Raw genomic sequence first — 19,087 nt, 5'->3', positions numbered from 1 at the left:
CGCCGCGACGAGCGGTTTGACGAGGGCCGGCGAGGGCGCCGTGAGCGCGAGGCGCACGCCGTCGACGCGCGTCGGGCCTGCCGCGAGCAGCGCCGCGATGGCCTCGGCCGCGCCGGCCGCGCCGAGCCGCGCGAGCACCTCGGCGCCTGCGCGCTTCTGCTTCACGTCGTCGCTCTTCACCCACGAGCGCGCCGCGACCTCGGCGCTCGAATCGCCGAGCCGCGCGAGCGCGAGCGCCGCGGCCGCGCGGTAGGCCGGATCCGCGTCCTCGAGCGCCTGCCGGAGCCGCGGGATCGCCCGCAGGTCGCCGAGGTCGCCGAGCAGCGCGGCGAGGGCCGGCTCGATCCGGCGACGCCCTTCGAGCAGCGGCGCGATCGACACGGGCGGGTACACCACGAGCGCCGCCGACGCCGCCTCTCCGCCCGGACCGCCTTGAAGCACCGCGCTCACGAGCGCCGACGTGGCCTTCTTGTCGCGGCTCCTCGCGAGCGCGAGCGCCGCGGCCCCGCGCGCGAGCCCTCCGTGCGACACCGCGCGCGCGTCGGGTCCGCCTTCCGAGAGCTCGCGGATGAGCAGCGGCCGCACCGCCTCGCGATCGGCGTGCGCCGCGAGGATCCGCACGCCTTCGAGCCGCGTGCGCCCGTCGCGCGTCAGGAGCGACGACTGCTCGAACGCGTTCGTCAGGGCGTCGATCGCCTCGGGCGTCCCGATCGCGCCGAGCCTGCGCACGCCGCGCAGCCGCTCCTCGACCGACCCCGACGCGAGCAGCCGCTCGGCCACGGGCACGCCGAACAGACCCCGCAGCGTCCCTCGGTTCGGGGCGGAAACCTCGCCGTACTCGTCGTCGCCTTCGGCCCTGCGCCCGACGCCCACGGCGATCCCTTGCGCGCTCGCCGGGGCGGGCGCGAGGGAGGACGCAGCGAAGGAGAGCGCGAAGGAGAGCGCGGTGAGGGCCCGGGAGCAGCGCGACATCGAGGCGCAACTATCGACGAGGGATGCCGGGTTGTCACGCTCCATCCTCGGGGGTTCTGGCGCGAGCGCCCGAAGTCCACGGGCTGCTAGCCTCGATTGAGCTCGGCCAGGAAATCGCGGAGGCTTTCGTCGAGCTGCCTCGGCGTCACCTTGACCTCGGCGAAGACGCGCTGGGTCCCCGCGGGATCGGTCTTCAGGTTCTTGATGATCGTATCGAAATCCTTGTTGGCCTTGAGCACGGCCACGCGCAGCTTGTCCCTTGGCGCGAGGTCGCTCGTCGCAGCGCCGCGGAGCTTGTCCAGGCATTCCGAAAGCTTCACGCCCCGGAGCGCAGCCACACGGGAAGCGTCCCTCGGGCCGCCGCCATTCGAATACGCGGTGAGGGTATTGCTCCCGCGCGCGGCGAGGTACTTCCACATCGCGGACGCGACGTTCGGGACCGTGTTCATCGTATCCTTCGGCTTCAAGCCCACCGCCGCGAGGACCTTCTCGTACGACTTGCTGTAATTCTCGGCCGCGCGCGGCGTGACCACGCTTCCGGGCTCCTTCGCCTGCGCCTGCAAGGCTTTGTTCACGGTATTGCCCGCTCCGGTGATCTTCTTCGTGAAGAAGCTCAGCATGTGCTTCACCGAGATGGCGGCATGTCCTTCGGACTTCAGGAACAGAGCCGACGAGGCCGATCCGACACTTTCGAGCTGGACGAGGAGCTCTTTGTATCCATTGAGAAATTGCCAGCCGGCTCCCGCGCTCTTGCCGCGCTCGCCGAGATGGCTCGACCACCGGTCCGGCAGCGAGTCGTACCCTTGTTTCACCTGCCCCGGACTCTCGAGCTCGATCATGAACGAGCCCTTCTCGACGGGCTGATGGATCCAGCACACGATGTACAGGGCCTGGAAGCCGTCGAGGCCCACCGGCGACCGGAGGAGCGCGCTCACGGGTTCACTTCCTTGCCCGAATTGATCCTTCAAGTACCTGGACCAGTCGGCCGGCGTCTGGAAGCTCGGGCTGAAGATCTTGTCCTTGTCGCTCCTGCTACTTTCACCCTTGATGAGGTCCACGAGCGTGGGCATGGCTCACCTCGCCCCGGGATTCTTCGCCTTCGCCACCTGGGACTCGGCCTGCGCGACGGCCTCGTTCAGCGTCCGGAGCGCGTCGATGGCCTGCGCGGAGCCCTGCCGATCGATGTCGAGCTTGAGGCCGCAGCCGCCGCAGAAGATGGAGCTGCCCGTCAGGATCTGCTCGATCGTGGCCTTGATCTTGAAACTGCAGCACGGGCACGGGAAACCATGATTGTCGGACTGTGCCTTCAAACCTTGAAGCATGACGAACCTCTCCTTGCTCGATGTCCCTGGTCCGAGCGATTGCGTTATTCTTGCTTGGCCGGCGCCCCGGTGACCTGGATGTTGTTGCCGAGCAGCCCGAAGATGCCCGTCAGCCCCGCCGGCACGTCGCTGCGCGCCATCGTCAGCGTGAATTTGACGTCGGTCGTCTCGGACATGCCGCCGTCGCTCTTCGTCGACGCCAGGTCCGCGGCGAGCTTCGCGTGCAGCCTCGGCACCTGCGAATCGTCCTGGCTCATCTCCACGATCGTCGTCGTGAACGAGATCTCCGCCTTCTCGATGCCGAGAATGGGGATGGGGACGAGCGTCAAGAGCGGCACGGAGACGGTGTATCGCTTGACCCCCGCGCCCGGCACGACCTGCTGGTAGCTGAACTGCACCATGCGCAGCTCGCCCTTGTCGAAACCCACGTTCTGGATGAAGTCCGACGTGGCCTTGGCAGCCATCCCATCCGCGTCGACGATGTCGCGAACGAGGCTCCCCACGAGCTGACTCAACGGAATCTGGGAAACGGTACTATCGGCCATGACAGACTCCTCAACGCTCACCCGCTACGGACGACCGCGACGCCACGAGCCGCGGGACGCCCGACGCGTCGATCTCGAACGATACATTCACCCTCAGAACCGCTCGTTCAGGCGCCTCGAGGGGTATTTCGAGCGTGCACGCGACATGGATCGTGCGCAGGCTCGAACGGAAAGGCTCCACCTGCTGCGCTCCGGAAAGCTCGCGGGGAGGCAGACGAGCGAGCAACAGCCCTCGCTCGATTTCATGCAGCACGGCGGTGACCATGCGCTCGACTCGACCCTGCATCGACGCTCACCCCGGACCACAACAGGTGGAGTTCCCGGCGACCCGCGCACCTTCTTCTTTCCGCGCGGGCGCCCTCGTTCAGCTCACGTCGTCTGCTTCCCCGGCACCGACTTGATGGCGTCGTTCAGCATGTTGAGCACCTTCGAGGTGCCCGCCGGCATGTCGTGACCCGTGGCGTGCACGTTGACGTTGATCGTGTACTCGACGGAGTACTTCGAATCGCGCGTCGAGCTCGAGTCCGACTTGCTCGAGTAGCTGCCCTTGAAATTGACCTTGTCGAAGAGGAAGCCCACGGATCCGTCCATCGAGGCGCTGCTATCGCTCGACGTGCTCTGCTTCGTATCGAAGCTCGACGTCGCATTGATGGCCGCCTTGAAGTTGATATCCATCGTCTCGACGAGCAGGTACGGGATCGGCACGAGGGTCAAGAGCGGCACCGTGAGCTGCGCCGTGTCGCCGCCCCTCGAGAACGTGAACGTGACCGACATGACGGCCGACGGCTTCGTCTGGTCCGTCGACGACTTGGGGTTGCCCTTGTCATCGAGGCCGAAGAGGACACCCAGCACGTACTTCAGCGTCGCGTTCGCCGCCAACGTCTGCGCCTCGACGCCCGCGACGAGCGGACCGCCGATGATCGCCCCGAAGGGGATCTGACTCAGGAGCTGCGTCGCGGCTTGTTGATCGCCGCCAGAGGCCTCGTCGCCGCCGCCGCCCTTATCACCACCATCAGCCATGGTAAGACTCCTTTTTGGTTGCCGCCGGGCGCCGAAAACGGCAATTACCGCCGGAGCACCACGAACACACGGCAAGCCGGTCGAGATCCGCCCCTTGGCCGTGAAAAAGCGATTCACGGCGCACCCGCGCGAAGCGACGACACACGTCGCCGTCGCTTCGCACCTGGGCCACGCCCGCGAATCACGGCAAAGCAGCGAGACGCAGACCCTCGAGCCAAGAGTCGCGAGCCCCGGCTGCGGCCATATCGGCCGCCCGCCGGTGGACTAGAGATACGGTCGGCCGGCGCCCGCGCGCAACAAATTTTCACCCGTTCACGCAATCCCGACGAATTCGTACGTTCCGGGCCCGCCGGGCCGAACCGTTTGACAACGAGATGGGCCGTATTTCTCCGCGAAAATGGTCCCTCCATCGTTCGAGTCAAACGGGGGTGATCGGCATGTGCGGCTCGACCAACGATATCGGCGCGTCGCGCGACGCCACGTTTCGCCGTGGATTCGATCCTCAATCGCGCTCGGACGCACCCTCCGCGACGCCCCTCCCTGGATCATCTCCGATCCACCGTCCCGTCGCCAAACGCGAATCGCGCCCGTCCCCGGTCACGCGACGGCGCGGTTTCGGCCACGATCGATGGTCGTCCTCCGCGCGGCGACGCACCCTCGCCCGCGTCCGCGAGAGCCTGCGCTCCCGCACGCCGCGCGCGTCGCGCCCAACCGTTCCACGAGACCGACGCCGGGGCGCCGCGGGGCCCAGGGCCGCCGCACCGGGTCCCTCCTCCCTGTCAAGCCCCATCTTGGCCGTGTCGGCGCGCTCGCCGGCCCACCTCGCCGCGGCGCAGCAGTATTCCGTATCGTCAGAACGGAACGAAATTGCTGGTCGGGCTGGCGGCTGGCAACTACGTTACGTCACCCGATCGGGGGGGCCCGAGGAGACGCAGCACCGATGTTGTCCGTGCGCCATCTGGAGAAATTCGTCACGGCCTCCGCGAACCGAGTCTGGCCGGTGATGCAAACGCTGAACACGCTCGGCCCGGAGCCCCTGCCGTTCAAGCCTCGATGGAGCGATCGCCCCATCCCGCGCGGCAAGGAGCGGACGAAGCCGCCGCTCGGCTGGCCTCGGGTGACGGACAGCTTGTGCCCGACGTGCGTCAAGGAAGCGCGCACGGAGATCCTGCGCGGCGACGCGGACTGGACGAAGCTCGTCACGGACAAGCCCGGGGAGATCAAGGCGCACATCGTCGAGCGCGACGGCCAGATCCGGATGGAGAAGGAGTGCCCGAAGCACGGGCTCGTGAGCGACGTCATCTCGATCGACCCGAAATTCCTCGCGCGGATCGAGAGCCTCTTCCAGGGCCGCGACGTGGTGATGACGCCCGATCGTATCCACCAGCACGGATCGAGCTCGATCAAGTACGGCCGCGGCTCGGTGCTCACGGTCGACCTCACGAATCGCTGCAACATGATGTGCGACCCGTGCTTCATGGACGCGAATCAGGTCGGCTACGTGCACGAGCTCTCCTGGGAGGAAATCACACAGATCCTCGACGACGCGGCCGAGGTGCGGCCGCGGCGGCAGATGTCGATCCAGTTCTCCGGCGGCGAGCCCACGCTCTCGCCCCATTTCCTCGACGCGATTCGTTATGCCCGCAAGAAGGGGTATTTCGCCGTGCAATGCGCGACGAACGGCCTCCGCTTCGCCCAGGAGCCCGGCTTCGCCAAGGAATGCAAAGAGGCGGGCCTCCGGATGGCCTATCTCCAGTTCGACGGGGTCACGAACGAGGCGAACAGCCACCGCAAGATCGCGAACCTCTACGACGTCAAGCTCCGGGCGATCGAGGAGCTCGCGGCGGTGGGCATCGACGTCATCCTCGTCGTGACCGTCGTCAATGGCGTGAACAACGACATGGTCGGCCCGATCATCCAGTTCGCGATCGAAAATGCCGACAAGGTCACGGTCGTGAGCTTTCAGCCCGTGAGCTTCACCGGCCGCGACGAGGACATCTCCGACGAGCTGCGCGAGAAGCAACGGTACACGCTGAGCCACCTCGCGCGCGACGTGAAGGCGCAGACCGGCGTCACCGAGCCATTGCGGGATTGGTTCCCGCTCTCGGCGCTCTCGCCGTTCGGCGACGTCGTCGATCTGCTCGACGGCCCGGACAAGGATTTCGGTCAGCTCAATTGCGGCTGTCATCCGAACTGCGGCATCGGCACCGTGCTCTTCGTCAACAAGAAGACGAAGCAGATGGTCCCGTTGCTCGAGTTCCTCGACATGGAAGGTATCCTGCGGGATTTCCGAACGATCTTCGACGCGGGCCGGGGCTCGAAATGGACGAAGGCGCAGGTGCTCACGAGCATCCTCCGCCATTACAAGCCGGAGAAGGCGCCGCCCGGGTTCGACGTGAAGACGCTCGTGAAGCAATTCATGAGCCAGACGGGCGCCGCGCACGCGGGCGAGAACGACGCGAAGGAGTACGAGTGGCGCGTGCTCTTCGTCGCCGGCATGTGGTTCCAGGACCTCTTCAATTACGATTTCCGCCGGACGGAGATGTGCATCATCCCCTACGGCACGCAGATGGGCGAGATCAGCTTCTGCGCCTACAACACGGGCGTCGGCTGGCGCAACGTGCTCGAAAAGATCAAGGCGAACGCCACGGTCGCCGAGTGGTACCGCAAATACGGCAGGCACCCGATCTACGCGAAGAACAAGGACCTGCCCCTGCCCGAATTCGAGAATCCCCTCACCGTGAAGGAGCACGAGCTCGCCAAGCAGGAACGGAAGAAGGCCGTCCGCTTGCCGATCGTGCCGTCCTGAAGCGCCGAACCCGAGAGCGCCGAACCCTTCGGCGCTCCGGTTCGTCCTCGCTCACGTGAGCTTCTTCGAAGCGAACCACGCCTCCGCCTGCGCGAGCGTCTGAAACACGCCGGCGCCGTCGTCGGCGGCGTTGTGCGCGACGAGCGTGGCGAGCCCGTGTTGCCGCGGCGTCGAGACGAGCCACGCCGTCCGGATTTGCCGCCGCCGGAGGAGCTTCTGGCACGTGCCGAGGCCCACGCGCGCCATCACCGTGAAATCGGTGAGCCCGCGGATGTCCAGGAGCACGAGCTTCGTGGTCGCCTGGTTGGCGAGCGCTTCCACGGTCTTCGCCGTGAGCTCCTCCGCGATCAGATCCCCGAGCGCACCGCCGATCTCGATCGTGATCCGATCCGGCGGCGTCGTCGTGAGGTGGAAGCGGTGTTGTGCCATCGAGGCAGACCACCCACCATCCTACGGGAACCCCTCGCCCGTCAACGACCTTACTTCATCGACCCCAACGGATTCCTCAGTTCCAGGATTATTCCGTCCAAGGACCACTTACATCACTCTGGCTCGGGGCAGCCGTCGTCGTCGTCCTTGCCGTCCTCGTCTTCCTTGGTCTTGGGGCACTTGTCTTCGTTGTCGGGCACGCCGTCGTCGTCGTTGTCGCCGTCGGGGCAGCCGTCTTGGTCCTCGAAGCCGTCCTTGTCCTCGGCGAGCTCGCGGCACTGGTCGGCCTCGTCCGGCACGCCGTCCTGGTCGACGTCGCGCACGCGCGGCGCCCAGCCGATGCCCAGCATCACGCGCAAGGGTCCCGTGCCGATGCCGCCGAAGAACCCGCGCGACGCGCCGGCGAGGATCGAAAAATCCCCGAGCTGCGCCCGCGCCCCGAGCGCAGCCTCGAACGCGGTGAGGGTGCGGTTCTGGGAAGGCTCCATGGGGTAGATCGGCACGTGCCCGTTCGTCTCGACGAACACGGTGAAACGCCCGGCTTCGTCGATGCCGAGGGCCTGGGGCCGGAAGGAGAGGCCGAAGGAGAACGGGAGCTCGTGCCCGATGCGCTGGCGGCAGCCGTGGGGGAGGTCGGTCGCGGGGATGTGGGCGCAGGCGAAGTTCTCGGTCTCGGCGCGGAGCTTGACGCCCGCGGCGAGGTGGAAGCCGAGGACGAGGAGGCGGTACTCGGCGAGCAGACGCGTGGTGCTGGTGATGGCGCCTTCGCCGAGGAAGGAGCCCCGATCGCCGGTGGGGACGGTGAACCGCTCGTGGAGGCCGAGGGCAAACCCTCCGAGGTCGCCGCCGGTGGGTTTTACGATGACGAGCTTGCCGGTGAACGCGAGGTCGCCGAGGGCCTGCTCGGGGATGTTCGTCGGTCCGAGCGCGGCGATCGAGTCGAAGTCGGGGGTGTCGCCCTTCTGGTACAGGGCGAAGGGCAGGTTGACGCCGAAGGAGAGGCGGCCGAGGGCGCCGATGTTGGCGACGAGGTCGCCGGTGAGCTGATGGCTCAGGACGTCGAACGCGTGCTCGTTCGTCGCGGGATCGCGGAGCGTGATGGGTCTGTAGGCGTACGAGCCGTGGACGGCGATGTTCCAGTCGCCGTGCGCCGGCGTGGAGACGGGTTCGAGGAAGAGGCCCGCCGCGGGATCGGTGGAAGGACGGTACCCCCGCAGATCGAGCGAGGGCACGGGATCAGGCTCGATGGCCGCGGCCGAGCGCGCCACGAGGGACGCGGCGAGCGCGAGGCCGATGGCAAGTCGCGAAGAGAAGAAAGGCATGACGCGGGCGTAGGTTAGCCCAGGTGAAACCTCGGGGAAAAGGGGGCGATGTTGGTCCCCGGGGTTCTTCGCCCCAAACGGATCAGCGATACATCCGATCGATCCGCGTCTCCGGCGACCTCGGATCGAGGAGCACGAGCACGAGGTAGAAGACCCACTCCGCCGGCTTCATCAAGAGGTACACCACGTCCGAGACCCACGCCGGGCGCAGGTAGTTGCACACGGGCCGGGCGAGGAGGTCGTACGTTCGTCGCGCCAAACGACCGAAGCGGGGCCAGCGCTCGTGGAGCAGGTCCTCGAACGCGTTCGCCACCGCGAGCTGCCGGTTCACGATGATCGGGACGCCGCCGCGCCGGCCCATGCGGAGCGGGCGCACGAGCCAGGAATGGCCGCGCGCGGCCACGGTGCAGAGGTAATGGCAATCGCCGGGGAGCACCTCCACCGGGAGCCGCGAGAGCGTGTAGTCGCACGTCCGCGTGAAGACCTGGAGCGCGCCCGCCGCATGGCCCAGCCAAACTGCCTGGATCACGGCGTGCACGCCGAGCACGACCGGGGACAAGGCGAGGGCGCGGAGCAGCGTCGGGCGGTGGATCTTCTCGGGAAGGAAGGATTGCTCCGGGCCTTCGCGATACACGGCGAGCGGCTTTCCGATCGCCCGCGCGTCCGCGCCCCGCAGGCGCAGGCGGTGGCGGAGCTCCGCGCCGTAGAGGATCACGGTCAGAACCGGGGACAAACAGGGCAAGAAGGCCGGCGGGAACACCACGCCAATGAGCACCCATTTGCCGAAATGCACCGCGAGCAGTACGTGGATGGCCATTCCCGCGAGCATGCCCGCGTGCACGAGAAGCTCGGCCATCGGCGGGTGCAACGCCGCGCGCCTGCGCCGCGAGACCACGTAAGCGAGCGCCGTCACGAGGTGAAACGCGAGCAGGCCAAAGACCTCGGGCTCGGCGAGCGGGCGGAAGACCTCGCCGCTCGCCTCGCACTCCATCACCTGGCACGTCGCGTTGACGATGTGGTTGTAGAAAAGCCCCCACGCGGGGAGGATGCCGAGGACGAGGATGTCCGCCCACGCCAGAGCCGCGCCGCGCCCGTGTGTTCGGGTGCGACGGTAGAGTCGGATGATGGCCCAGATCCCGATGCCGACGGCCGCGATCCCGAAGCAGATGAACGCGAGGCCGCGTGCTCCCGTGGCGAGCGCGACGAGAGCCGCGACGGTCGGCGAGACGTACCCGACGACGAGCAACATCACGAGCGCGGCGTCCGCGAGTCGGCTGTGCGTAGAGGGCGTCGGTTCGGGCGCCGCGAGCGGAGCCTCGGGCGGCGCGAAGGGGACCATCGCGGGATTCGGCGGGGCCCTGTCTTCGGCCGGCGCCTCGAGCTCCTTGTCGTGTTCTTGTTCCCCGGAATTCATGCGCTCTCCGATGCCCATCGTACCTTGCGTCCTGCGAGCTGACACGCGGATCCCACCCACGCCTACATACGCGGCCTCGGGGAACGCTCGCCAAACGTTCGCCTTCCCGAGCGAATCATGCGAAGAGTCGAAGCCATGGACGTCATCCGGATTCGCGGTGGAAAGCAGCTTCAGGGCAAGATCCGCGTGAGCGGCGCGAAGAACGCGGCGCTGCCGATCCTGTGCGCGACGCTCCTCTCGGACGGCGAGAGCATCCTGCGCAACGTGCCGGCCCTCAAGGACATCGAGACCACGGGCGAGCTTTTGCGCGTGCTCGGCCGAAACGTGATGGTCGACCCGCCCCTCGTGCGCGTCGCCGGCGGCCCTGAGGCGAACCCCGAGGCCCCCTACGAGCTCGTCAAGCAGATGCGCGCCAGCGTGCTCGTGCTCGGGCCCCTCGTCGCGCGGTACGGCCGCGCCAAGGTGAGCCTCCCCGGCGGATGCCAGATCGGCTCGCGCCCCGTCGATCAGCACCTGAAGGGCCTCGAAGCGCTCGGCGCGACGATCCGCCTCTCGAACGGCTACATCCACGCCGAGTGCAAGCGGCTGAAGGGCGCCGAGGTCGTCTTCGACATGCCCACCGTGACGGGCACCGAGAACATCATGATGGCCGCCGCGCTCGCGAAGGGCCGCACCACGCTGGTCAACTGCGCCCGCGAGCCGGAGGTCGAGGAGCTCGGCCGCGTGCTCAACAAGATGGGCGCGCGCGTCGACGGCGCAGGCACCGACGTCATCCACATCGAGGGCCGCGACGAGCTCGACCCGTTCGATCACGCGATCATCTCGGACCGCATCGAGACCGGGACGTACATGGTCGCGGCGGCCGCGGCGGGCGGCGACGTGCTGCTCGAGAACGCGCCGCTCGAGGACCTCGAAGCCGTGGTGGCGAAGCTCCGCGCGACGGGCGTGGAGGTCGGGCGCGAGGGCGACTGCGTGCGCATCCGCCGCGACCCCGATCGGCCGCTGCGCCCCGTGGACGTGATGACCGCGCCGCACCCGGGCTTCCCCACGGACATGCAAGCGCAGTTCATGGTGCTCATGTGCCTGGCGCGCGGGACGTCGCGGATCGTCGAGACGATCTTCGAGAACCGGTTCATGCACGTGCCGGAGCTGCGCCGCATGGGCGCGGAGATCGACACCGACGGGCACACGGCGCACGTGCACGGCGGCCGCCCGCTCTCGGGCGCGAAGGTGATGGCCACGGACCTCCGCGCGAGCGCGTCGCTCGTGATCGCGGGCCTGCTCGCGACGGAGGGCGAGACGGAGGTCTTGCGCGTCTATCACCTCGATCGAGGTTACGAGTACATGGAACGCAAGCTCGCGCAGGTCGGGGCCGATACGGTGCGGATCAAAGGGCAGCCGGGGTGAACGAGGGTCCGCTCTCGATCGCCGTCCCGAAAGGCCGCATCCTCAAGGCGCTCGCGCCCCTGTTTTCCCGCGCGGGCCTCGACGTGGGCCCGCTCGTCGCCGACGACCGGCGGCTCGTGCGCGACGACGCGGCGGGCCGCCTGCGCTACGTGTTCCTGAAGCCCGACGACGTGCCGACGTACGTGGAGTACGGCGCGGTCGACCTCGGCATCGCCGGTCGGGACACGCTGCTCGAAAAGAAGGCGGACCTCTACACGCCGCTCGACCTCGGCATCGGCCGCTGCCGCCTCGCGGTGGCAGGGCCGCGGGGCAAACGCGCGCCGGACGTGCCCCGCGTGGCCACGAAATACCCGCGCGTCGCGGCCGAGTTTTTCGCGAAAAAGGGGATTCAGGCCGAGGTGATCCCCGTCTCCGGCTCGGTGGAGCTCGCGCCGCTCGTGGGTTTGTCGGACCTCATCGTCGACGTGGTCGAGACCGGAAAAACCCTCGAAGAGAATGACCTCGACGTGATCGAGACGGTGGCCGAGGTGAGCACGATGCTCATCGCGAACCGCGCGGCGTACAAGCTCCGCGCGGCGGAGATCCGGCCGCTTTGTGAGGCCATCGGCAAGGTCGTGGCGGAGGCTTCGGCTCCCTGATCCGGCGTTGACCTCGCTCCGCTTGCCGGCCTAGGATCGGGGCGAAAGCGAGGAATCCATCATGAAGATGCGCGGAACGATGCGCTTCGCGGCGCTCGGCCTGCTCGCGGGCGGAATGGTGTTCGCCTGCGGGGGCGGCGGCGGCACGGCCCCGACGGGCACGAACGCGGGCGGCTCCGGGGGTACGGGCGGCGGAAATACCGGCGGGACCGGCGGGGACGCGGGGTCGGGCGGCGACGTATTCACGGACGCCGGATGCCCGCCGGCGCTGATCTGCGGTGACACGTGCTGCCCCACGGGCGAGACGTGCGCGCTCGGGACCACGTGCGCCCGCGAGCAGCCGGCCTGCGTGACGAACGACGATTGCTTGTTCGATAGCTACTGCGACGCGGGGCAGTGCATTCCTTACGGCATTCCGGGCGCGCAGAACAACGACCCGAGCTGCACGAGCCCCGTGGAGATCGGCGCCATCGTGCCGTCCGAGCAATGCCGCTGGACGGGGCCGCCCGACGGGGACGCGCATCCGAACAGCTTCCACGTGATGGCCACGCCCGTCGTCGTCGATTTCGATTTCGACAGCGATCCGAATACGCTCTCGCCCTCCGTCGTCTTCAGCTCGTTCCCCACGGCGGGGAGCTACTCGAATCCGGGCGTGCTGCGCGTCATCAGCGGGAAAGATTGCTCGCAGCAATTCAGCTTCGACGACGCGGCGGACGCGACCATGGCGCCCGCGTCGGTGGCCGCCGGGGACCTCGACGGCGACGGGCGCGCGGAGATCGTCGCGGCGCGCCATGGCGGCGGCGTCATCGCCTTCAAGTTCGATCCCGCGTCGAACAAGTTCTCCCAGCTCTGGCGCTCCGGCACCTGCCCCGGAGGCTCCGGCCCGCCGACCACGCTCGATACGGCGGGCGGCACCGACAAATGGAGCGGCCCGTCGATCCACGACCTCGACGACGACGGCAAACCCGAGATCATCTACGGCGCCACGGTCTATCGCGCCGACGGTTGCATGGCCTCGAATAGCCTCGGCTTCCCGGCGTACAGCAAGGGCGTCGTGCCCGTCGTCGCCGACGTCGACGAGGATGGGAAGATGGAGCTCGTGCTCGGCAATGGCATTCATCAATGGGATGCCGTCGCCGGCGACTGGGTCGCGGAGGCTTATTTCACGCCGGGCAACCTCGCCGCGGGCCAGGTGGCGGTCGCCGAGCTCGGCAGCTTCCCGCTCGACGCGTTCGGCGGGCAGGATCGCGCCGAGGTCGTCGTCGTGTCGGCCGGGACGATCCGGGTGCAGACGCTCGCAGGCACCGTGGTCTTCGGGCCAATCACGATTCCAGGCGGCGGCACCGGCGGTCCCCCCACGATTGCCGATTTCGACGGGGATGGTCGGCGCGAGTTCGCGAGCGCGGGCGGCACGCAGTACGTCGTCTTCGATTTCGACTGCCTCGCGGGCGGCGACGCCGCGAAATGCGGAGGACAATCCCCGGGGACGGGCATCCTCTGGAGCCAGCCCTCGAAGGACGCGAGCTCGAACGTGACCGGGTCGAGCGTCTTCGATTTCGATTACGATGGCAAGGCCGAGGCCGTCTACGCCGATGAATGTTTTCTGCGGGTCTACGACGGCTCCACGGGCACCGTCATCTACAGCGTCGCACGCACGTCGGGGACGACCTACGAGAATCCGGTGATCGTCGACGTGGACGGCGACTATCACACCGAGATCGTGACGGCCGTGAACGACTACGCCAACCTCAATTGTCCTGCCACGGATCCGATCTTCCCGGCCGCGACGTCCCAGAACAACCATGGCATCCTGATCCTGCGTGACGAGCAGGAGCGCTGGGCGGCCTCGCGGCCCGTGTGGAATCAGCACGCCTATGCCGTCACGCACGTCGGCAATCACGGCGAGATCCCCAAGACCTCGAGCGTAGCGATCAACTGGAAGGACGCGACGCTCAACAATTTCCGCCAGAACGTGCAGGGCGACCTCGAAGCGCTCGGGCAGCCCGATCTCACGGCCGGCGGCGACGTCGGCGCGGTGAAATGCGTCGGGACCCTCGCGACGATCGAGGCCCGGGTATGCAACCGCGGCACGCTCCCGATGGTCAGCGGCACCGAGGTCACCTTTTATGACGGCTCGGCCGAGGGGCCCACGCTCTGCACGGCCGCGATCCCGGTCGCGCTCGGCGTCTCGGAGTGCACGATCGTGAGTTGCCAGGCCGATCTCGGGGGCAAAAAGCTCGACATCTACGTCCGCGTCGACCCGCAGACGCAGACGCTCGAGTGCCACGAGAAGAACAACGACGCGCTTTATACCGGCGTCGAGTGCGGCGCCGTGCCGAACTGACGCCCTCCCCTCGCTTTCCATGTATCATCCCTCCCTGGAGGTGATGATGCACGCCCCCCGTATTTTCTCGAAAAAGAGACCCCTCGCAGCCCTCGCCTTTCTCCTCTCGACCCTCGGCACCGCGGGGACCGCCTCGGCCACGGGCATGCAGGGCCATATCTACATGGCCCAGTGCGCCGCCGAGCAGGTCACGGATACGCGCCTGCGCGCCGTCTTCGACGCCCACCTGAACGACCTCTCGAACGGCGCCTTCTTCCCCGACTCCGGCTACACCGCCGAAGATCACGATCAAGGCGAAATTCCGCACTGGGAGCAATACGTCCAGGGCTACATCGAGCTCATCCGCGCCCGGTACGGCGACAAACCCCTCGAAAACCCGGAAGCCGCGGCGCACGTGGCGTTCTTGATGGGCCTCGCCGCCCACGGAATCACGGATTCGACATTCGATTCGCTCCTCTACGAGCGCGCGGATCAGGTCGATCCCGGGGACATGGATACCTTCGACATGGCGATGGACATCTTCCTCGTCCACGACCATCCGCGGTATTACCTGCCCGAGATAGCGATCGACACGAAGACGCAAAGCGAGCTCTTCGAGCAGAAGATCGTCCACCCCGTCACGCCCGACGCCATCCAGAAGGCCATGTCGACGGCCTGGTCCGGCCTCTCGGTCGTCGCGAACTTCCTCTACCTCGGCGCCGACGATTACGGGAAGAAATTCCCCTGGGCCCGGCAGAGCCTGCGGGATCCGCGGACGCCTGGCGGATATCCGTTCGGCGCCCGTGTCACGATGGGGTATTACCGCGAGATCCTCCGCCGGCTCGACGGCAATCCCTCGGCCGATGACGTGGTCATCGGCGCCTACCCGGACGAGGCCTATCCGTTCGCCACACTCGACAATACGCGGCCCGATGGAAGAATCGTGCTGTTCTTCGGCGAGGGAATGGACCGAGCCACGACCGACGACGCGGTCGTGACCGTGCGCGACGCCGCGGGGAACGTGGTCCCGACGAAGGTCAGCGGGTATCGCGGGGACCAGTGGGCGAACGTCCTCCTCGTCACGGCGCAAGAGCCCTGGAAAGCGGCCACGAAATACACCGCGTCCCTGCACAAATCGATCAAGACGCTCGCCGGCGTCTCCCCGACCGAGGATCTCGTCTTTTCGTTCACGACCTGCACGCCCGAATCCCCGGGCGGCGATTGCGCGGTTGAGGTGGGCCCGCCGCCCGCCTCGCCTTGCCCGAAGCTCGACGAGGCGTATTCGATGCGGCCGGAGGATGTGCCTCCGGAAGAGGAGGAGCCGCCTCCGCCGACGAACGTCGATCCCGTCGCGGAGGGAAGCGGTTGCACGGCCGCGCCGGCGCGCCGCGAGGCGAGCGCCGGGTCGCTCCTCGCGCTCGCAGGCGCGTGCGTGGCGCTCGTCGCGCGGCGGCGCGGCCGCCGCTCCTGATCAGCCGCACATCCCGTTCGGCAAGCATCGCTCGCCCAGGCCGCATTGCGTGCCGCCGCAGGTGCACTGCCCGTTGCCACCACACGTGCCCGCCGAGCCTGCATTGCAATCGGCGTCCGCGTCGCACCGGCACGACGGCGCCTGCGGGGCCATGCCGCCGCAAACGAAGCCCGTGGGGCATTCGCGACCGCAAGCGCCGCAGTTCGCGGCGTCGGTGTACGGGTTGACACAGCCCGCCGGGCTCTGGCAGCAGAGCATGTTCGCACCGCACGCGGCGCCGCCATTGCACGAGCACCCGAGGGCCCCGCAGACCTCGCCCGCCGCGCAGGTCGTCAAGAGGCAGGTACAGAGCCCCGTGCCGCCGTTGCAGGTGCCGCCCCCGCCGCACTCGTTGTTCGTGTTGCAGCCGCAGAACTTCTGCGCGAGGGGGCCACGGTCGCAATCGAGTCCGCCGCTGCAATCGTTGCCGCAGCCGCCGCAGTTCGTGTCGTTGTCCTCGACGTCGAGTTCGCAGCCGTTGTCGTTGCCCATCGCGGGCATGGTGCAGTTCGCAAAACCGAGGTCACACGACGAATCGCACACGCCCGCCGCGCAGCTCTTCGAGGCGACATTCGTCCCGGAGCACGCGCGGCCGCAGGCGCCGCAGTGGTCGACGCTCGTCGCCGTGTTCGTCTCGCAGCCGTCGTCCGCTGCGGGCGCCATGGGCTTCGTGCAATCGCCGAACCCGGCATTGCACGTGGGCGCGCACGCGCCGGCCATGCACACGGTGGCCGACGCGTTCGCGTTCGAGCAGGCATGGGCGCACGCGCCGCAATGCATGGCGTCCGTCTGCGTGTTCACCTCGCAGCCGTCCGACGAGTCGTTGTTACAATCGGCCGTCCCCGCCGCGCACTGGATGCCGCACATGCCGTTCGTGCAGGCCGCGAGGGCACCGCCGGGGCAAACGTTGTTGCAAGCGCCGCAGTTCATCGGATCGTTCTGGAGGTTCACCTCGCAGCCCGTCGCGTCCATCATGTCGCAATCGCCGAACCCGCCGTCGCACGCGCCGAGCGCGCACGCGCCCATGTCGCACGTCTCGGACGCGTTCGCGAGGTCGCACACGTCGCCGCAGAAATTACAATCGAGCAGCGTGCCGAGCGTCGTCTCGCAGCCGTCGGCGTTGTCCATGTTGCAATCGGCCGTGCCCGGTTCGCAGGGGCTCGGCTCGCACTTGCCGTCCATGCAGGTCTCGAAGACGGTGCAGGCCGAATCACAGCCGCCGCAATGCAGCGGATCCGCCTCGGTGTTCGTCTCGCAGCCGGTCTCCGTCATCATGTCGCAATCGGCGAACCCCGGCGTGCACGGGCCGAGACCACACATGCTCGCCGTGCACGTGGGCATGGCGTTCGTCGCCGTGCAGACCGTGTTGCATCCGCCGCAGTTGTTCGGATCCGTGGCCGAATTCGATTCGCACCCGCTCGTCGCGAGGCCGTCGCAATCGGAGAACCCCGCGTTGCACGTGTCCACGGCGCAGGCGCCGTTGACGCAGGCGGCCGTCGCATTGGGGACGTTACACGGCGTGCACCCGGCGCCGCAGCCGAACGCCGGATCGTCGGCGGAGACGCACGTGTCATTGCAGCTCACCTGACCGGTCGGGCACGCGGACGAGCCGCCATTGCCGCCGCTGCCCCCCGTCGGTTCGAACTGGTCGAAATCCTGGGTACAGCTCGCGACGCCCAGGCCCGCGAGGGCAAGGGCCATGAGGGCAGACAAAACACCGAACCGCATCGACGCCTCCGACGGGAAAACCGCGACCTCGGTCACGATTATCCCGAGATGCCCCGAGAATTCAATTGTTTTGTCGATGCGCGGCGTGGCAGGAAAGTAGGCGTCGGCCGCTAAAACGGAGGTTTCGTCAGGTCTCGACCTTCACCGGCGTCGCCTCGCTCCGGCCGAGGATCGGCGCGAGGACGACGTAGAGCGCGCCCGAGATGAAGAAACCCACGAACCAGGCATAGTTGTAGAGCTTCATCCAGATCGGGGCGACGGTCATGACCTTGATCGTCCCGAGGAACCCCGGCAGGTTCGGCAGGATGCCCGCGAGGAGCGCGAGGATGGCCGCGGGATTGAAGCCGCCCCGATACCAGTACGAGCCCTCGCGCACGTAGAGCTGCACGAGGTCGAGCTTCGTCTTGCGGACGATGAAATAGTCCGCGATGAGGATGCCGCCGATCGCTCCGAGCAGCGCCGAATACCCGACGAGCCACGTGAAGATGTACCCCGACGGGTCCGAAACGAACCGCCAGGGCTGGATCAGGATGCCGATCACGCCCGTGATGAAGCCGCCCGTCCGGAACGAGATGCCCTTCGGCCAGAGGTTCGCGAAATCATTCGCGGGGCTCACCACGTTCGCCGCGATGTTCGTCGCGAGCGTGGCAATGCAAAGCGAGAAGAGCGCGACCACGAGCAGGACCGGGTGCTTGAACTTCGTGATGAGCACGACCGGATCCCAGATCGTCTCGCCGTAAATCACCGCCGTCGCAGAGGTGACCGCCACGCCGATGAACGAATAAAGCCCCATCGTGGTGGGCAGGCCGAGCGCCTGCCCCACGACCTGATCCCGCTGCGAGTACGCATAACGCGTAAAATCGGGGATGTTCAGCGAGAGCGTCGCCCAGAAGCCGATCATGCCCGTGAGCGCGGGAAAGAAAAACGACCAGAACTGGCCCTCCTTTTTCCCTCCCGCGGAGAACGCCGAGGGCGTGTCGAGCATCGGGCCGAACCCGCCCGCCTTGCCATACGCCCACGCGAGCAGCGCGAGCCCGAGCGCGATGAGCAGGGGCGCCTTGATGTTCAGGAGGACCCGGATCGAGTCGATCCCCTTGTGGATGACCCACATGTTGATCCCCCAGAAAAACAGGAAGCAAAGGAGCTGGGGGAGGCTGATGCCGAGGATGTTCGTGGGCGCGCTCTCCCACGAGGGGACGAACACGGCGATGATCTTGAAAATCGCCCACCCACCGATCCACGCCTGGATCCCGAACCAGCCGCACGCGACGAGCGCGCGCAGGATCGCCGGGATGTTCGCGCCGAGAATGCCGAACGACGGGCGACAATACACCGGGAAGGGAATGCCGTATTTCGTGCCCGCGTGCGCATTCAGGATCATCGGCAAGAGGACGATCGTGTTGCCGAGGAAGATCGTCACCACGGCCTGCCACCAGCTCATCCCCTCGGCGATGAGCGAGGAGGCGAGCATGTACGTGGGCACGCAGGCCGACATGGAGATCCAGAGCGCGGCGATGTCCTTCATCGCCCACTTGCGTTGCTTGATCCGGGTCGGCTCGAGGTCGTGATTGATGTAGGGCGAGACGATCTCGCCCTCGACCTCGTGAATGTCACCCGAGACGCGGACGGCGAGGCGAGCGTCGCTCAT

15 protein-coding genes are annotated in these 19,087 nt (G+C 67.5%); 5 read left to right on the top strand and 10 right to left on the bottom strand.

Features of this window, described 5'->3' with window-relative positions; genetic code table 11:
- From QHF83_RS08400 to QHF83_RS08380, 5 genes are all read right to left on the bottom strand, one after another.
- On the bottom strand, nt 1-972 hold a 972-nt coding region (locus QHF83_RS08400), incomplete at its 3' end, for a HEAT repeat domain-containing protein (RefSeq protein ID WP_282417238.1).
- 86 nt (nt 973-1,058) lie between these two features.
- Nucleotides 1,059-2,042, bottom strand: a complete 984-nt coding sequence (locus QHF83_RS08395; protein WP_282417237.1) for a hypothetical protein — start codon at nt 2,040-2,042, stop codon at nt 1,059-1,061.
- Between the two features lie 3 nt (nt 2,043-2,045).
- Complete coding sequence (locus QHF83_RS08390) at nt 2,046-2,294, bottom strand: hypothetical protein (protein WP_282417236.1); 249 nt, start codon at nt 2,292-2,294, stop codon at nt 2,046-2,048.
- Nucleotides 2,295-2,338: 44 nt separating this feature from the next.
- Nucleotides 2,339-2,839, bottom strand: a complete 501-nt coding sequence (locus tag QHF83_RS08385) for a DUF2589 domain-containing protein (RefSeq protein WP_282417235.1) — start codon at nt 2,837-2,839, stop codon at nt 2,339-2,341.
- A 369-nt stretch (nt 2,840-3,208) separates the two neighbouring features.
- The gene (locus QHF83_RS08380; protein WP_282417234.1) at nt 3,209-3,859 is read right to left on the bottom strand and encodes a DUF2589 domain-containing protein; all 651 of its coding nucleotides are present in this window, start codon (nt 3,857-3,859) and stop codon (nt 3,209-3,211) included.
- Nucleotides 3,860-4,799: 940 nt separating this feature from the next.
- Here QHF83_RS08380 and QHF83_RS08375 point away from each other — a divergent pair.
- On the top strand, nt 4,800-6,668 hold the full coding sequence (locus tag QHF83_RS08375) for a radical SAM protein (RefSeq protein ID WP_282417233.1): 1,869 nt from the start codon (nt 4,800-4,802) through the stop codon (nt 6,666-6,668).
- 51 nt (nt 6,669-6,719) lie between these two features.
- Here the strand turns inward: QHF83_RS08375 and QHF83_RS08370 are convergent, their stop codons facing one another.
- The 3 genes from QHF83_RS08370 to QHF83_RS08360 all read right to left on the bottom strand — a co-directional run bounded on the left by QHF83_RS08370 (nt 6,720) and on the right by QHF83_RS08360 (nt 9,833).
- Nucleotides 6,720-7,097, bottom strand: a complete 378-nt coding sequence (locus QHF83_RS08370) for a hypothetical protein (protein ID WP_282417232.1) — start codon at nt 7,095-7,097, stop codon at nt 6,720-6,722.
- 113 nt (nt 7,098-7,210) lie between these two features.
- On the bottom strand, nt 7,211-8,419 hold the full coding sequence (locus tag QHF83_RS08365) for a hypothetical protein (RefSeq protein ID WP_282417231.1): 1,209 nt from the start codon (nt 8,417-8,419) through the stop codon (nt 7,211-7,213).
- Nucleotides 8,420-8,501: 82 nt separating this feature from the next.
- Nucleotides 8,502-9,833, bottom strand: coding sequence for a DUF6688 family protein (locus QHF83_RS08360; protein WP_282417230.1), 1,332 nt, complete (start codon nt 9,831-9,833; stop codon nt 8,502-8,504).
- A 135-nt stretch (nt 9,834-9,968) separates the two neighbouring features.
- On the opposite strand from QHF83_RS08360, the gene murA reads away from it, so the two are divergent.
- The 4 genes from murA to QHF83_RS08340 all read left to right on the top strand — a co-directional run bounded on the left by murA (nt 9,969) and on the right by QHF83_RS08340 (nt 15,672).
- Nucleotides 9,969-11,240: a UDP-N-acetylglucosamine 1-carboxyvinyltransferase gene (murA, locus tag QHF83_RS08355; protein ID WP_348980433.1), complete on the top strand. Its 1,272-nt coding sequence runs from the start codon at nt 9,969-9,971 to the stop codon at nt 11,238-11,240.
- Nucleotides 11,237-11,878, top strand: coding sequence for an ATP phosphoribosyltransferase (gene hisG / locus QHF83_RS08350; protein WP_282417228.1), 642 nt, complete (start codon nt 11,237-11,239; stop codon nt 11,876-11,878). The genes murA and hisG overlap by 4 nt, the downstream gene beginning before the upstream one ends.
- Before the next feature lie 61 nt (nt 11,879-11,939).
- Nucleotides 11,940-14,222: a VCBS repeat-containing protein gene (locus QHF83_RS08345; RefSeq protein WP_282417227.1), complete on the top strand. Its 2,283-nt coding sequence runs from the start codon at nt 11,940-11,942 to the stop codon at nt 14,220-14,222.
- Between the two features lie 19 nt (nt 14,223-14,241).
- Nucleotides 14,242-15,672: an Ig-like domain-containing protein gene (locus QHF83_RS08340; protein WP_282417226.1), complete on the top strand. Its 1,431-nt coding sequence runs from the start codon at nt 14,242-14,244 to the stop codon at nt 15,670-15,672.
- On the opposite strand, the gene QHF83_RS08335 is transcribed toward QHF83_RS08340, so the two are convergent.
- Both QHF83_RS08335 and QHF83_RS08330 read right to left on the bottom strand, forming a co-directional pair.
- Complete coding sequence (locus tag QHF83_RS08335; protein ID WP_282417225.1) at nt 15,673-17,475, bottom strand: hypothetical protein; 1,803 nt, start codon at nt 17,473-17,475, stop codon at nt 15,673-15,675.
- 91 nt (nt 17,476-17,566) lie between these two features.
- Nucleotides 17,567-19,087 carry an NCS1 family nucleobase:cation symporter-1 gene (locus tag QHF83_RS08330; protein WP_348980432.1) on the bottom strand — a complete coding sequence of 507 codons (1,521 nt, stop codon included), beginning with the start codon at nt 19,085-19,087 and terminating at the stop codon, nt 17,567-17,569.

Source organism: Polyangium sp. 15x6, assembly GCF_029960785.1.
Taxonomy (GTDB): domain Bacteria; phylum Myxococcota_A; class Polyangia; order Polyangiales; family Polyangiaceae; genus Polyangium.
The sequence above is the reverse complement of the archived record's forward strand: the minus strand, read 5'-3'. Positions and strand labels throughout refer to the sequence as shown.

What these genes read in the sequence shown, in the direction of transcription:
- QHF83_RS08395 (WP_282417237.1), bottom strand. Translation starts at nt 2,042, where the DNA reads ATGCCCACGCTCGTGGACCTCATCAAGGGTGAAAGTAGCAGGAGCGAC.
- QHF83_RS08390 (WP_282417236.1), bottom strand. Translation starts at nt 2,294, where the DNA reads ATGCTTCAAGGTTTGAAGGCACAGTCCGACAATCATGGTTTCCCGTGC.
- QHF83_RS08385 (WP_282417235.1), bottom strand. Translation starts at nt 2,839, where the DNA reads ATGGCCGATAGTACCGTTTCCCAGATTCCGTTGAGTCAGCTCGTGGGG.
- QHF83_RS08380 (WP_282417234.1), bottom strand. Translation starts at nt 3,859, where the DNA reads ATGGCTGATGGTGGTGATAAGGGCGGCGGCGGCGACGAGGCCTCTGGC.
- QHF83_RS08375 (WP_282417233.1), top strand. Translation starts at nt 4,800, where the DNA reads ATGTTGTCCGTGCGCCATCTGGAGAAATTCGTCACGGCCTCCGCGAAC.
- QHF83_RS08370 (WP_282417232.1), bottom strand. Translation starts at nt 7,097, where the DNA reads ATGGCACAACACCGCTTCCACCTCACGACGACGCCGCCGGATCGGATC.
- QHF83_RS08365 (WP_282417231.1), bottom strand. Translation starts at nt 8,419, where the DNA reads ATGCCTTTCTTCTCTTCGCGACTTGCCATCGGCCTCGCGCTCGCCGCG.
- QHF83_RS08360 (WP_282417230.1), bottom strand. Translation starts at nt 9,833, where the DNA reads ATGAATTCCGGGGAACAAGAACACGACAAGGAGCTCGAGGCGCCGGCC.
- murA (WP_348980433.1), top strand. Translation starts at nt 9,969, where the DNA reads ATGGACGTCATCCGGATTCGCGGTGGAAAGCAGCTTCAGGGCAAGATC.
- QHF83_RS08345 (WP_282417227.1), top strand. Translation starts at nt 11,940, where the DNA reads ATGAAGATGCGCGGAACGATGCGCTTCGCGGCGCTCGGCCTGCTCGCG.
- QHF83_RS08340 (WP_282417226.1), top strand. Translation starts at nt 14,242, where the DNA reads ATGTATCATCCCTCCCTGGAGGTGATGATGCACGCCCCCCGTATTTTC.
- QHF83_RS08330 (WP_348980432.1), bottom strand. Translation starts at nt 19,087, where the DNA reads ATGAGCGACGCTCGCCTCGCCGTCCGCGTCTCGGGTGACATTCACGAG.